General features: G+C 65.0%; 10 protein-coding genes and 2 pseudogenes. 9 read left to right on the top strand and 3 right to left on the bottom strand.

What is annotated here, in order from left to right; translation table 11 throughout:
* The 4 genes and pseudogenes from AB0I53_RS47280 to AB0I53_RS47265 form a co-directional block, all read left to right on the top strand.
* Positions 1 to 405, top strand: a 405-nt coding sequence (locus AB0I53_RS47280; RefSeq protein ID WP_358617146.1) for a flavodoxin-dependent (E)-4-hydroxy-3-methylbut-2-enyl-diphosphate synthase, incomplete at its 5' end; no start/stop codon positions are given.
* Positions 406 to 428: 23 nt separating this feature from the next.
* Entirely contained in the window at positions 429 to 2,276 is a 1,848-nt protein-coding gene (locus tag AB0I53_RS47275; protein WP_358617148.1) for a 2-oxoacid:acceptor oxidoreductase subunit alpha, read from the top strand.
* Entirely contained in the window at positions 2,273 to 3,280 is a 1,008-nt protein-coding gene (locus AB0I53_RS47270) for a 2-oxoacid:ferredoxin oxidoreductase subunit beta (protein WP_358617143.1), read from the top strand. The genes AB0I53_RS47275 and AB0I53_RS47270 overlap by 4 nt, the downstream gene beginning before the upstream one ends.
* 12 nt (positions 3,281 to 3,292) lie before the next feature.
* Positions 3,293 to 3,717: pseudogene (locus AB0I53_RS47265) on the top strand (hypothetical protein).
* 680 nt (positions 3,718 to 4,397) lie between these two features.
* On the opposite strand, the gene AB0I53_RS47260 reads toward AB0I53_RS47265, so the two are convergent.
* The 3 genes from AB0I53_RS47260 to AB0I53_RS47250 form a co-directional block, all read right to left on the bottom strand.
* Entirely contained in the window at positions 4,398 to 4,769 is a 372-nt protein-coding gene (locus AB0I53_RS47260) for a hypothetical protein (protein ID WP_358617140.1), read from the bottom strand.
* A 698-nt stretch (positions 4,770 to 5,467) separates the two neighbouring features.
* Positions 5,468 to 6,100 (bottom strand): DUF305 domain-containing protein, encoded by a 633-nt coding sequence (locus AB0I53_RS47255; protein WP_358504693.1) that lies wholly within the window; start codon positions 6,098 to 6,100, stop codon positions 5,468 to 5,470.
* Positions 6,097 to 7,506, bottom strand: coding sequence for a hypothetical protein (locus tag AB0I53_RS47250; protein ID WP_358617138.1), 1,410 nt, complete (start codon positions 7,504 to 7,506; stop codon positions 6,097 to 6,099). Before AB0I53_RS47250 ends, AB0I53_RS47255 begins: the two co-directional genes overlap by 4 nt.
* Before the next feature lie 1,509 nt (positions 7,507 to 9,015).
* Here AB0I53_RS47250 and AB0I53_RS47245 point away from each other — a divergent pair.
* From AB0I53_RS47245 to AB0I53_RS47225, 5 genes and pseudogenes are all read left to right on the top strand, one after another.
* Positions 9,016 to 9,756 carry a hypothetical protein gene (locus tag AB0I53_RS47245; RefSeq protein WP_358504699.1) on the top strand — a complete coding sequence of 247 codons (741 nt, stop codon included), beginning with the start codon at positions 9,016 to 9,018 and terminating at the stop codon, positions 9,754 to 9,756.
* Positions 9,757 to 9,767: 11 nt separating this feature from the next.
* Positions 9,768 to 10,448, top strand: coding sequence for an O-methyltransferase (locus AB0I53_RS47240; RefSeq protein WP_358504702.1), 681 nt, complete (start codon positions 9,768 to 9,770; stop codon positions 10,446 to 10,448).
* Positions 10,449 to 10,489: 41 nt separating this feature from the next.
* A complete protein-coding gene (locus AB0I53_RS47235) occupies positions 10,490 to 11,932 on the top strand; it encodes a tryptophanase (protein WP_358617135.1) in 1,443 nt (480 codons plus the stop codon).
* A gap of 165 nt (positions 11,933 to 12,097) precedes the next feature.
* Positions 12,098 to 12,391: a transposase gene (locus AB0I53_RS47230; RefSeq protein WP_358617133.1), complete on the top strand. Its 294-nt coding sequence runs from the start codon at positions 12,098 to 12,100 to the stop codon at positions 12,389 to 12,391.
* Positions 12,388 to 14,153, top strand: a pseudogene (locus AB0I53_RS47225) (IS3 family transposase). Before AB0I53_RS47230 ends, AB0I53_RS47225 begins: the two are co-directional and overlap by 4 nt.
* Positions 14,154 to 14,337: the final 184 nt, after the last annotated feature.

Genomic DNA, 14,337 nt, shown 5'->3' with positions numbered 1-14,337 from the left:
GTGTCGTTGTCGGCGCCGCCGGTCGAGGAGATCAAGGTCGGCACGCAGATCCTGCAGTCGCTGAACCTGCGGCCGCGGAAGCTGGAGATCGTGTCCTGCCCGTCGTGCGGCCGGGCGCAGGTGGACGTGTACAAGCTGGCCGAGGAGGTCACCGCCGGGCTCGAGGGCATGGAGGTGCCGCTGCGGGTCGCGGTGATGGGCTGCGTGGTCAACGGGCCGGGCGAGGCCCGGGAGGCCGACCTCGGAGTGGCCTCGGGCAACGGCAAGGGCCAGATCTTCGTCAAGGGCGAGGTGATCAAGACGGTGCCGGAGCACCAGATCGTCGAAACCCTGATCGAGGAAGCCCTCCGGATCGCAGAGGGCATGGAAGCCGTGCCCGGCTCCGCTCCGGTGGTCATGTCGTGACCGCCGTCGCTCCCGGTCCCACCGTGAAGGCCGTGGATCGGATCGTGATCCGGTTTGCGGGCGACTCCGGCGACGGCATGCAGCTGACCGGAGACCGCTTCACCTCCGAGGCCGCCACCTTCGGCAACGACCTCGCCACCCTACCCGACTTCCCCGCCGAAATCCGCGCCCCACAAGGCACTCTACCTGGCGTTTCCAGCTTCCAACTACACTTCGCCGACTACGACATCCTCACCCCCGGCGACCGCCCCGACGTACTCGTCGCGATGAACCCCGCCGCGCTCAAGGCCAACATCGCCGACCTGCCCGCCGGCGGCATCCTCATCGTCAACACCGATGAGTTCACCAAGCGCAACCTGGCAAAGGTCGACTACACCAGCAATCCCCTGGAAGACCAGTCACTGGCCTCCTACCAGGTACACCAGGTCGCGATGGCCAGCATCACCCGCGCCGCACTCGAACCCACCGGCCTGTCGAAAAGGGACGCCGAACGCGCGAAGAACATGTTCGCCCTCGGCCTGCTGTCCTGGATGTACAACCGGGAAACAGTCGGCACTGAGCGGTTCCTGCGCGATAAGTTCGCCAAGAATCCCGCCATCGCCGAGGCCAACATCCTCGCCTTCCACACCGGCTGGAACTACGGCGAGACCACCGAGTCGTTCGCGGTGACCTACCTGGTTGCCCCGGCCAAGCTCGCCGCCGGCACCTACCGGCAGATCAATGGCAACACCGCGCTCGCCTACGGCATCGTCGCGGCCGGCCAGTGCGCCAAACGCCCTGTGTTCCTGGGGACCTACCCCATCACTCCCGCCTCGGACGTGCTGCACGAGTTGGCCAAGCACAAGAACTTCGACGTCACCACCTTCCAGGCCGAGGACGAGATCGCAGGGATCGGCGCCGCCCTGGGAGCCTCCTTCGGCGGCGCACTCGGCGTGACCTCCACCTCTGGCCCGGGCATCGCGCTGAAGTCCGAGACCATCGGCCTGGCGGTGATGACCGAGATGCCACTGGTCGTGCTGGACATCCAGCGCGGCGGCCCCTCCACAGGTCTGCCCACCAAGACCGAGCAGGCCGACCTGCTGCAAGCCATGTTCGGCCGCAACGGCGAGGCCCCGGTCCCGATCATCGCCCCACGCTCCCCCGCGGACTGCTTCCAGGCGGCGCTGGACGCGACTCGGATCGCGTTGACCTACCGCACCCCGGTGCTGCTGCTGTCGGACGGCTACATCGCTAACGGCTCCGAGCCGTGGCTGATCCCCGACATCGAAGATCTCCCGGACCTGTCGGTGGAGTTCGCGACCGAGCCGAACGCCACCGACGGGTCCGGCGAGTTCTGGCCCTACCTACGTGACCCGCAGACCCTGGCGCGGCCGTGGGCGGTGCCGGGCACGCCCGGACTGGAGCACCGGATCGGTGGTCTGGAGAAGGCCGACCGGACCGGCAACATCTCCTACGCCCCGGACAACCACGACAAGATGGTCCGACTGCGCCAGGCCAAGGTCGACGGCATCGACGTGCCCGACGCCGAGGTCGACGACCCGTCGGGCAACGCCCGGGCACTGGTGCTGGGGTGGGGGTCGAGTTTCGGACCGATCGGCGCGGCGTGTCGGCGGGTCCGCGGGCTGGGGATGGACATCGCGCACGTCCATCTGCGCAATCTCAACCCGTTCCCGCGCAACCTGGGTGAGGTGCTGAGTCGTTACGACAAGGTTGTAGTGCCGGAGATGAATCTGGGTCAGCTGGTGATGCTGGTCCGCGCGAAGTTCCTGGTGGACGCGGTGTCGTACACCAAGGTCGCGGGTCTGCCGTTCAAGGCCGAGGAGTTGCAGGACGTCTTCGTTGACCTCGTGAAGGGACTGGATGCTGCATGACCGGCATCGACCTGGGCCTGCCGGCACTGGGCGGCCTGGCGGCCGTGCCCACCTTCTACGGCAAGCAGTCCGCCAAGGACTTCAAGACCGACCAGGAAGTCCGCTGGTGTCCTGGCTGCGGTGACTACGCCGTGCTCGCCGCCGTGCAGTCGTTCCTGCCGGAGCTGGGGCTCAAGCGCGAGAACATCGTGTTCATCTCGGGTATCGGCTGCTCCAGTCGCTTCCCGTACTACATGAACGCTTACGGCATGCACTCCATCCACGGGCGCGCCCCGGCGATCGCAAGCGGTCTGGCCATCAGCCGGGAGGACCTGTCGGTATGGGTGGTCACCGGTGACGGCGACGCGTTGTCGATCGGCGGCAACCACCTGATCCACGCCCTGCGCCGCAACGTGAACCTGAACATTCTGCTGTTCAACAACCAGATCTACGGTCTGACCAAGGGGCAATACTCGCCCACCTCGGAAGAAGGCAAGGTCACCAAGTCGACCCCGATGGGTTCGCTGGATCATCCGTTCAACCCGATCTCGCTGGCTCTGGGCGCGGAGGCGACCTTCGTCGGGCGGGCACTGGACTCCGATCGTAAGCAGTTGACGGAGGTGCTACGGGCGGCTGCTGAGCACCGGGGCTCGGCGCTGGTGGAGATCTACCAGAACTGCCCGATCTTCAACGACGGCGCCTTCGAACTGGCCAAACAACAACCCGTCGCGTTGCGCCACGGCGAACCCATCCGCGACGGTAACAAGATCCTCACCCGCCAATCGGATGGCACACTCGCCTTCACCACCGACGGCGAGCCTGTCATCCACGACACGACAATCCCCGACCCGTCCTACGCGTTCCAACTGTCCCGACTGGACCGAACACTGACCGGTGTCTTCCGCTGCGTCGACCGGCCGGTCTACGACGACCTGGCCCGCGCACAGGTGAACGCCACCAAAAACCGACCGCCGGACCTGGCGAGCTTGCTGGCAGGACGCGACACCTGGCAGGTCTCCCCATGATCCAGCGTCCTCATCCTCGGCTCGACCGGGTCCATCGGCACCCAGGCGCTGGACATAATCGCGGCGAACCCGGATACGTTCCACGTTGCGGGACTGGCCGCAGTGGCAATGCCGAACTCCTCGCCGCGCAGGCGGTCAGGTTCGGCGTTCGCATCATCGCGGTCAAGACCGAGGCAGCGCAGGAACGCCGCGCCCTGGGTTACATGGGCAACGTCCTCACCGGACTCGATGAGACGTCCGAACTGCTCAACACTACTCCGGCCGACGCCATGCTGAACGCGATACCCGGCACGCAAGGGCTCGACCCCACGCTGCACACGTTAGCAGCCTGCGCACAACTGGCTCTAGCGAACAAAAAATCCTGGTGGCCGGCGGCCAGCTGGTGCAAGCTGCGGCCTCACCCGGTCGGCTGGTGCCGGTCAACTCCGACGTGCTGACCGAGTCCGGAGGCCGCGTTTCGCGGCAAGAACGCGTCGGCCTGGCCGGTGTGACCGTACGGAACGCTCTGGCACACCCGCCCGGGGCAGGGGCCGCTCGTGAACTTTGTCCGTCGGTGACTTGCGCAGCGACGGTTTCCACGCTCGGGTCGGGGTCTTCCACTCCATCTCCCCCTACGACGACGTGACGCCCGGCACCACCGGTTCCGGCATCACCGTGCATGGCGAGGGCGCCGACATTGTCCCAACAGGACCGGACCGCCTTGCCGCACGGACAGTGTCCGCGCTCGCGTGCCACCTCGACCATCCTGTGTGGACCGGAGAGGTACACGTGAGGCTGCACAAGCGCATCCCGGTCGCTGGCGGCATGGCGGGCTGCAGCGCGGATGCGGGGCCACCCTGGCCGGGTCAGCTGAGATGAGTCCTTCCTCTGCCTGGGTGCCACCGCATTCGACCGAGCGCTGCGTGCACACGGCGTTCCTGATGACCGCATCCGCTTCGAGATATTTAGAGGCCGCCACTTTGGCATCGAGCACCGCTACCCTGCGGCGATCGCCTGGGCTTGCGCGCAGGGCCGCCGGAGTTGTCTCCGGCGGCCCCGTAGTCGTTGCGGTCGCTCACCGAGCTTTGACGGCCCGAGAGCTTCAGCGAAGACGAGTGACGACGCGCACGTTGTGCCGTCAGGACACGTAGAAGCTCGGTCCAGGGATTCCGTGCACCTCAGCGCCCCGCTGACCATTGTAGATGAACGAACCCATGTAGCGGTCCAGGGTGAACACGTCGACCCGTTCGTTGGTGTTCCCGCCCAGGTCGATAGTCGCACAGGTCTCTTCGTTGGGGCGCTTGGCGGGTGTGAAGCTGAAACCACCACGTCCAGGCAGCTTCACCGTGACGAAGAAGTCCTTGCCAGTGCAGACCTTCAAGGTGCCGGGGGTGGCCGCTTGCGCCATCCCTGTGGAGGCCATAGTGATCGCCACGCTGAAGGCACCAATGACCCCCGCCGCCCTGGCGACCCGGCCTGAAACCGCTTTCCCCATGTTCATCACTCCCAACCCTCGAATCCATTCGGACGCCCCGTTTCTACCTCGATCCTGACTTCTTGCCGGAGTTTGCGAGCTTCTTGGAGTAGTTAGGGCCCACATCACGGCCCGAAAGTACAATGCGTTTCCGGCCGTGTGCCCGTAGCCCTCGGGAAGACCTGCTGCGGATTTGGGCCCGACCAGCGGTAGTCCGGCAGGAAATCCCTTCGTGCGAGCCCTCGCTCAGTTCCTTCGTAGTACGCGCCAGTTGCGGGTCCAGGTCGGGTTGGCAGCGTGGTCGGGTGTTGCGTCCATGGCGTTCGGCGATGCTGGCGCAGTACGTCTCGATCCGCTACACCGACCGCCTGTCCGAAGTAGGCGCGTCGGCTTCGGTAGCTTGGTGGCTGACTCCCTCGACAACGCGATGGCCAAGCTCTCAACGGCACGTTCAAGGCCGAACTGATCGAACATCAAGTCCCATGGCGGGAATCCGACAAAGTCGAGCGTGCCGTGACCGCCTGGGTCGCGTAGTACAACGATGAGCGCCTGCACTCGGAACTGGACTACGTCCCACCCATCGAGTACGAACACGTCTACTGGCGGAGCGTCTGGGACAAGACCCGCAAGCACCCTGAACAAGAAAGATCTCTACGAAACCCCGGGCACCTCACAGGCCCGGGACACTTGCCGTGGCAATGAGTCGCTTCAGCCGGGACACCATGCTTCTCTCGTTACGGGTCGCGTTGGCCAAGGAAGGCAGTTAACTGCTGGTTTTCCATGGACTGTTCGACGGCTATGCGTTGGGCGAGTGCCTTGACTTGAGGGGTAGCTGCGTGGGTGGCCGCGTAGTCCGCCATGAGCACGCCGCCTTGGTGATGGCGCACCATGAGTTGCAGGAAGTAGACCTCTTTCGTGCTATCGGTGAGTTCTCCTAGTCGGTTCAGCTCGTCCTGAGTTGCCATACCGGGCATCGCACCGTGCTGGTTGCCGTCGTGGTGGGCTTGGTGGCTTTCGGCATGGCCAGGCATCCAGTCCATCGGTGCGCTCGAGGAGATGAGCGGTTTGTCCCATGCTTGGAGGAAGCCCGTCATCTGTCCGATCTCCAGGAGTTGATTGCCCCGCAACACGTCGGCCAGGCTGGCGATCTCAACGCCCGCCCCGCTGCGTACGATCTCGCTCATGGTCACGGCCTGCTGGTGATGGACGATCATGTCCTGCAGGAATCCCATGTCGACTGCGGATGGCATGGTGTCGCTGCCTGACTCGTGGGGGCTGCCAGGAGGAGTGGCCAGCGCAGCACCGATGAGCGCTGCGCCGGCCAGCAGCGCGAGCCCGCACAGCGCGAACAGTAAGCGCCGGATCATCCTTGCGCACCGTTGGTGAGTTGCAGGGCCAGGAACCCGTTGTCCTGGCAGGTAACCCAGAGCTGGTCCGAACCGACAAACCGCGGGGGCGAGCTGCACCAGTCGGCGGTCAGGTTGGCCCCGGTGACGCCGCCCCCGATGGACGCGCCAACGCCGTAGGCGTGTTCGGACCCTCTGAGCTTGGACTTGTTGTCGGATTGGGCGGGTGGGTTGTAGTAGGCGATCTCCTTGACCTGGGAAAGATCGCGGATGTCGAAGACCCGCACACCGGACTGGAACCAGCCACAGGCGAGCTTGCGCGGCTCGTCGGCTCGGTCCACCGAGCAGTAGTGAGCTTCGTAGCCGAAAAACCCGTTGCCGGCAGTGTCCTCGATTCGCTCGGCTGCGTGCTCGGGAGCATTGATTCCGAGCTTCAGCTGATGGGTAACCTTCGGGTTGCGTTCGTCGCTGATGTCGATGAACCGGACGCCGCCGTTGTTAAATTCATCGACTGCCACGAGGTAGGGCTTACCCTGATACGTCATCGGAATGGTGTGTTGCGTGAACAGGCCGTCGCTCCAGGACACACTCCCGATCTGAGTGATCGTCGGGGCCGGCACCCTGCTCTGGATGGCGCTGACGTCGAAGATGTCGACGCCCGGGGGAGCGGCCCGGGTCATGTACAACCTGTTGCCGTCGTCGCTGAGGGAGAATCCGTGGTTGGCCGGGATGCCGGCGAGGCCGGTGAAGACCATGCGTGGTTTGGTGGGATCGGAGACGTCGATCGCGCTGAACGAGCCCCCGACGAGGCCGCTGGCGTAGTAAGTATTGCCGTCAGGGGCCCACTCGCCCTCGTGCCCGAGCACGTTCGCCGGCATTGTCAGGTTGGTGCCGTTGACGCCGTTGAGGATCCGTGGCCTCGCACAGTCCTGGGAGATGTCGTAGACGTCGAAGAACAGTGCCCCCAACGCCCCTCCGCCCGACACACCGGCCAGCAGCCCGCGCTTCTCGTTCGCCTTGAGGCTTTCCCAGGGCGAGGTGAACATGGCAGGGCTGGTGGGGTTGGTGGAGAGCCGAGGATTCCGCGGGTCCGAAACGTCGATGACTTGCGTGCCCTGCGACCGCTTCCCCAGAGTCCCAAGGAACGCGGTCGCCATGTAGGCGCACGTGTCGTAGGACGGGTTCACCCACGCCGCGCCTTCGCCCTGATAGCCACCCAGCTTGATGAGATTGCACCAGTAGCCCAGCTTGTTCCGCCCACTGTCACGGTCAGCCTTGGGCATCTGCCCCTGAACACCGGTCTCCGGCTGCGAGCCGGGGCCGCAGTCGGCTTCGGCGACCAGATTCACCATCGGGGTCTCTGACTCGGCAGCAGTGCTCGAGGCCGGTAAGCCGGCCGTCGCGGTGGCGATCGCCACCCCCAGCACGACCTGCCTGCTCCGCCACTTCGGTGTCGTACCTGACCGGAATCGTCTTCGTGCCACTTCGCACACCCTTCCATCACGCATTCGCACGGATATGCGCGTCATCCTGCGCGCCGCGGTGGCCGGCAGATTCTGCGCTCAACTCGCTCTCGACTCGGCTCGATCGGCCGGACATGAATTCTGGATTGCCGAAGTTTGCCGATCGCTTGGACGCACTGTCAAGACGGCTGTCAACGCACTGCGACTAACAAGTGCCGCTTTCGGCTTCGGAGACGGTAGATCGGCCTTAAACTCGCCGAACCGATCCCGAAGACGGGAAGGACCGGCGCGCCGATCAAGCCGGTCGGTCGGTGCGGGAAATTCTATCAGTTCACCGCGATCGACGGCTGCACCCGACTGCGGATCACGAAGATTTACCCGCGCAACGACCAGAAGACCGCGATCCAGTTCCTCGACTACGTGCTCTCCCAGCAGCCGTTCGCCGTCGGGCACGTGCTTGTGGAGCGTTCCGACCGCATAGTTCTACCGACTCCTGGACAGCGTTGTCAACGACGTCGACGTCTTCAACCCGCGCCTCAAAGGAGCGGCAGGACTACTACAACTACCACCGCCCGCACGGCGGCCTGGATGGCCAGACGGCCTATGAAGGACTTCGGCAGAAGATCAACCTAAAGCACCGAGTGAAGCCGACCCCATCAGCGGCACGCACGACAAACGCCGCCGACAGCAGCACATCGCCCTCCCCGCCAAGTCCAGACGGTCACTTTGTGATGACCCATCGGACATCCCTTGTGGAGGGATGTTGCCTCGAGAAAGGCGGCCAGAAAGGATCCGGACGTGCTGCGGTCCCCGATGCGATCGCACAACAGCCCAAGACTCGAACACATTGCGGTAAATATTACTACTAGTACTTTTGAGCTATTTTGCTGAAGGGGCGCTTGCAGACGTGGCATGTGGTGATCACGCCAAGCTGCTCGGCCACCGGAAGCATCGACTTCCGCGCGTCCTCGCTCAACAACCCACACGCGTACAGCTCGCCTTGACTCGCCAGTCCGACCGCGGCAACCCTCCGGTATCCGCGCGGCGAAATCTACCAGCTACAGACGAATCCCGTCGGCCCCATCCGGAGTCACCACCACCGTCAACAACCATCCACAGAGGATGACCGACACAATGGTCGTCCTATCGATCCTGACTGGGCACGGGACAAGTAACTCCACCCGGTCGTTAGGGGCTTCGACCACAGCAACGGTGAGCCGTGTGCCTCGTACCAAGGAGCAACTCATGAGATCTTCCACCACTAGCGATGTGTGCTTCCGCGTTTCCGCTCCTTCCGCGTACGGTGACGTTGCCCCCCTTGTGCTGACGATGCCGGAAGATGAGCCCTCGCCCTGCCCACACGCGGCAGAGGGAATGCCAGGGTGCACCCAGCCAATCGAAGAAGATTTGCGCACACTACGCCACGCTGCACACGGTGGACAGCCTTCCGTTCTGCGGGCCCCGCTCGACCTGGTGGAACGGATCCGCTACCGGTGGGTGGTGGGGCACCACGCAGCGTTCGGTGTCTGGCAGTTGCAGGCCCGGTGCTTGCAAGCAATTGCCGATAATCCCGCCCCCACAAGCGATGCCGTCCATACTGCGGCGCGGCTGTACGACGCGTACTCCTTGTTGTTCCTCTACACCGGAAGCTGCTCGGCCAAACACTATGCCGCGACTGTGCGGGCGGACATGATGGCCTGCAACGCGGCTTTCAGCGGCAAGTGGGCTCGCGACTACGAGCCGGTTACGCTAGCCCTGCGGGGGATCCGAGACAGACACCCTGAATCTGTCATCGCGCCGCTGACAAGCGCCGCCAGGCGCAATCATCGGCTGCACATGGCCGTCGCCAAGAAACTTGTTCCAAATGGCGCCTCCCTCTTGCGGAAGGCCGGGCACCACCCGGGGCAAGCACCGACCGGGGCCGAACGTGATGTCTTCGATGCTTTCTTCCAGGTCCAGCGACGTCCCTTGTGCCGACGAGCATTCGCGGCGCAGCTCGTCCGCCGCTTTGCCCAAGTGATGTGCGACATCGCCGCCCACAGATTGAGTGGTCCAGCTTCTGCCCCCGCCCGGCAGGACACGATACCGGCGCCGCGCGACGCGGCGCTGCAGGATGCTTTCGAACAATTCGAGGAAGACGCCGGAGACCTACTGCTGAGAATCAGCGAAATCGTCATCTCACAAGAGGTCGCGCTACCTCGACAGCGCCGATGAAGGGACTTCCCATGAACACCAACGCAAACGATATCAAGACGCTTCAGATCACTCCCCCTCTTTATCAGTACCTGGTGGAACAAGCCCAGCCTCCCACACCGGCGCAGCAGTACTTGATCGACCGGACTCGTGCTCTCGGTGGCTGCGCCGAGATGCAGATCCCGCACGAACAGGCAGTGTTCTTGAAACTGCTCACCCGCCTGATCGACGCCAGGTGGGTCGTCGAAGTAGGAACCTTCACCGGTTACTCCACCCTCGCCTTCGCCCTGGGTATGCCTAGCGTCGGTCGAGTGACAACCTGCGACCTGTCCGAGGAGTGGCTGAGGATCGCGCAGGACGCCTGGGAACAGGCCGGCGTCGCTGACCGCATCGAACCGCTAATCGGGCCCGCGGCGGAGACCCTCGAAACGTTGCCCACCGGTCAGATGATCGACATGGTGTTCATCGATGCCGACAAGCCCGGATACGAGGCCTATTGGGAACTGCTGGTTCCCCGGGTGCGCCCCGGCGGACTATTGCTCGCAGACAACGTCTTGTATTACGGCGAAGCGGCCAGCCCGGACGCCACCGGTAATGCCCGGGCTATCCGGGCCTTCAACGACCGGGTACGAGCCGACGAGCGCGTCGAGTCGGTCCTGCTCCCGATCGCCGACGGCCTGACCATCGCCCGCAAGCTGCCCGAACGCCAATAACCAGCGCAGCCCCATTCAACACAAGGACAGAGGAGACGAACGTGACCGTGCCCTATACAGCCGAGCCCTGGCGAATCAAGGTCGTCGAGCCGATCCGAATCCCTACCCGCGAGGAACGCGAGCGAGCGATCCTGACCGCCGGCTACAACGTCTCGCTGCTGCGCTCGGACGAGGTCTACATCGACCTCTACACCGACTCGGGCACCAACGCCATGTCCGACCGGCAGTGGGCTGGGATGATGGTCGGTGACGAGGCCTACGCCGGATCGTCCAGTTTCTACCGCCTGGAATCTGCCGTCCAGAAGTACTACGGCTATCCACACGTCATCCCCGTCCACCAAGGCCGAGGTGCGGAGAACATCCTGTCCCGGTGCCTGGTTCGCCCCGGCAGCCACATCCCAGGGAACATGTACTTCACCACCACCCGCGCCCACCAGGAGCTCAACGGCGGCTCCTTCCACGACGTGATCGTCAGCAGGGCACACGATCCCTCCTCAGAGCATCCGTTCAAGGGCGATGTCGACCTGGATGCGCTCGAGCGGCTCATCCACAAGGTTGGCGCAGACACCATTCCGTACGTCAGTGTGGCCGCCACGGTCAACATGGCCGGCGGACAGCCGATCAGCATGGCCAACCTGACGGCGCTACGCGAACTGACCGCCCAGCACCGAATTCCGGTCATCCTTGATGCCGCCCGCGCCGTGGAGAACGCCTGGTTCATCCAGCAGCGCGAACCAGGCTGGGGTGATCGCAGCATCGCCGAAATCCTCTGGCAGATGTGCGCGCTGACCGATGGCGCCTGCATGTCGGCGAAGAAGGATAGCTACGCCAACATCGGTGGCTGGCTGGCCGTGCGCGATCCCGGGCTCGCAGAGCAGGCCCGCAACCTCGTCGTGGTGTACGAAGGACTACACACCTACGGCGGAATGGCCGGGCGGGACATGGAGGCAGTGGCCCGCGGCATCGAGGAGTCGGTACAAGAGGACAACATCCGGGCGCGGATCCAGCAGGTCGCTTACCTGGGGGAACGGCTGATCCAGGCAGGTGTGCCCGTTGTACGGCCGATCGGCGGGCATGCAGTCTGCCTAGACGCCGCCGCAATCATGCCTGCCGTCCCACGAGACCAGTTCCCCGCCCAGACGCTGGCCGCCGCGCTCTACCTGGACTCCGGCACCCGCGGCGCCGAACGCGGCGTGGTCTCCGCCGGCCGCGACCCGGTCACCGGCGAAAATAGGCACCCCCGGCTAGAGCTCGTGCGGCTGACGATCCCGCGCCGGGTCTACACCCGCAGCCACCTCGACGTGGTTGCGGACAGCGTTATCCGCACCGCCGAGCGCAGCGCGGCCGTCACCACCGGCCTGTCCTTCACACACGAACCCGAGACCCTGCGCTTCTTCCAGGCGCGCTTCGCACCAGTGCCCGCGGACTCGGACGACGGGATCTCCGGACCGTACACCGCGCTGACAGCGGCCCAGAAAGGCTAACCATCTGCAGCACGCCATGGAGCACCAGGCGCAGGGCAAGGCAAGCACTTTTTCTACGCGCTGCTGGCAGAGACCGGCGTGTTCGGTCCGAACGCGCCCTGAGGTTGCCCCTGTGAACCGGGCACCCTGATCCCAGGCGGTAGTTGCCTGAGCAAGGATGTCCCTGTGTCACGTTCGTCGAAGTTTCCCGAGCAGTTCCGCAAGGACGCGGTCGAGCTGGCCCGGTCCTCGGATCGGCCGTTACGGCAGGTGGCCCGCGAGCTCGGGGTGAACCACGAGACGCTGCGTAATTGGGTCCGCACCGCCGAACGCGCCGAGGTCGCGTCGCCTGGCAGCAGCGTTTCGGTGAGTGAGCAGGAAGAGCTGCGGGCGCTGCGTAAGCGGGTGGCCGAGTTGGAGCTGGAGAAGGAGATTCTCCGCAAGGCAGCCGCCTATTTCGCCAAGGAGATGGGTCGTTGACCTGCAGCTACCGGTTCGTCTCCGAACACCGCGCCGTCTTCGGCGTCGCACGGCTGTGCCGGGTCCTGGGTATCAGGCGTCCGGGCTTCTATGAGTGGCTGGCCGCCGCACCCGCGCGCGCCGAACGGGCCGCCGCCGACGAACGGCTGGCAGCCGAGATCGCCGAGGTCCATGCCGAGCACCGTGGAGCCTACGGCCGCCCGCGGGTCACCGCCGCATTGCGCCGCCGCGGCTGGCGGGTCAACCACAAACGCGTCGAGCGGATCATGCGCGAGCACAGCATCGCCGGCATCACTCGGCGTCGGCGCCGGTCACTGACCAGGCAGGATGAGACCGCCGCCCCGGTGCCGGATCTCATCGGCCGCGACTTCACCGCCGAAGCGCCCGGCAAGCGGCTCGTCGGTGACATCACCTATCTGCCCACGCAGGAGGGCCGGCTGTATCTGGCTACCGTGATCGACCTGCACAGCAGGGAGGTCATCGGCCACGCGATGGCCAGGCACATGCGCGCCGAACTGGTCGGTGATGCGATCGTGGTGCCACTGCTGGACATGCTCAAGGAGACCGCGCTGCGGATCGGGATCCTGGACCACTTCGTCCCGGCTGGGTCGCGGGGCGGGCTGGACCGTGCGGAGCTGGCCGAGCGGCTGATCCTGGCGATCTTCGGGTACGGCACGAACATCGGGATCCGCGCCATCGCCGCGGGCGATCACGGCCACACCGAGGAGGAGCTGCGCTACGCGCGCCGTCGCTACCTCTCCGCCGACGGCGCCCGACGGTTCGCCGCGGCGATCGCGAACGCGACCTTCGCCGCCCGCCAGGACCTGATCTGGGGCACAGGGACCGGGGCCGTGGCGTCGGACTCGACACACTTCGGAGCGTTCGACCAGAACTTGTTCACCCAGCACCACGTCCGCTACGGCGGCCGCGGCGTGCTGATCTACTGGCACGTGGACAAGAAGTCGATGGCGATCAACTCGCAGCTGCTGCACTGCACCGCCTCCGCGGTCGCCGCGATGGTCGAGGGCGCGATGCACCACCGCACCGAGATGGACGTCGAGGCCAACTACGTCGATTCCCACGGCCAGTCCGAGATCGGGTTCGGCATCACAAAGCTGCTCGGCTTCGTGCTCAAGCCACGGCTGAAGCGGATCAACGTCACCAAGCTCTACCTTCCCGACGGCGAGTTCCGGGCGCAGATCCCGGACCTGGCGCCGGTGCTCTCGCGGCGCGGGCCGATCCGGTGGGACCTGATCGCGCAGCAGTACGACCAGCTGGTCAAGTACGCCACAGCGATCAACAACCGCACTTCCTCCACCGAGGCGATCCTGCGCCGCTTCACCCGGGCCGCGACCCACCCGACCTACCAGGCGATGTTGGAGGTCGGCCGCGCCCAGCGCACCGTGTTCCTCTGTCGGTACCTGCGCTCGCGCGATGAGCAGCGGGAGGTCAACTCGGGCTCAACGTCGTCGAGTCGTGGAACGGCGCGAACGCGCAGATCTTCTACGGCAAAGCCGGCGATATCGCCTCCAACCGCCGCGACGAGCAAGAGATGTCGGTGCTGTGCCTGCACATCGTGCAGGCGGCGATGGTCTACATCAACACCCTGATGATCCAGGACGTGCTGGCCGAACCTGAATGGGCGGCCGCGTTCGGATCGGCGGACTACCGCGGGCTGACGCCGCTAATGTGGGCGCACGTGGCGATGCACGGAGAGTTCAAGCTCAACATGAACTCCCGCCTCACTCTCGGCCCGTTGTGATGCGCAGCGATTTTGTCAGTGAATGCGCAACGGAAGTGTCAGTGAACGATCAGTCGAACATGGATCTTATGAGCGTGGGAACTCATGATTTACTGAGCTTCGTGTTTTAGAGTGACAGTCCGGTGTGTTGAAGGAATGAGTAGGGCAGGTGCTCGGTTGCGCGGACGCGGTCGATGCCGTGTTG

It is taken from the genome of Saccharopolyspora sp. NPDC050389 (assembly GCF_040655595.1).
GTDB lineage: Bacteria > Actinomycetota > Actinomycetes > Mycobacteriales > Pseudonocardiaceae > Saccharopolyspora.
Note: the sequence above shows the minus strand (reverse complement) of the source record. Positions and strands in the feature narration are given on the sequence as shown.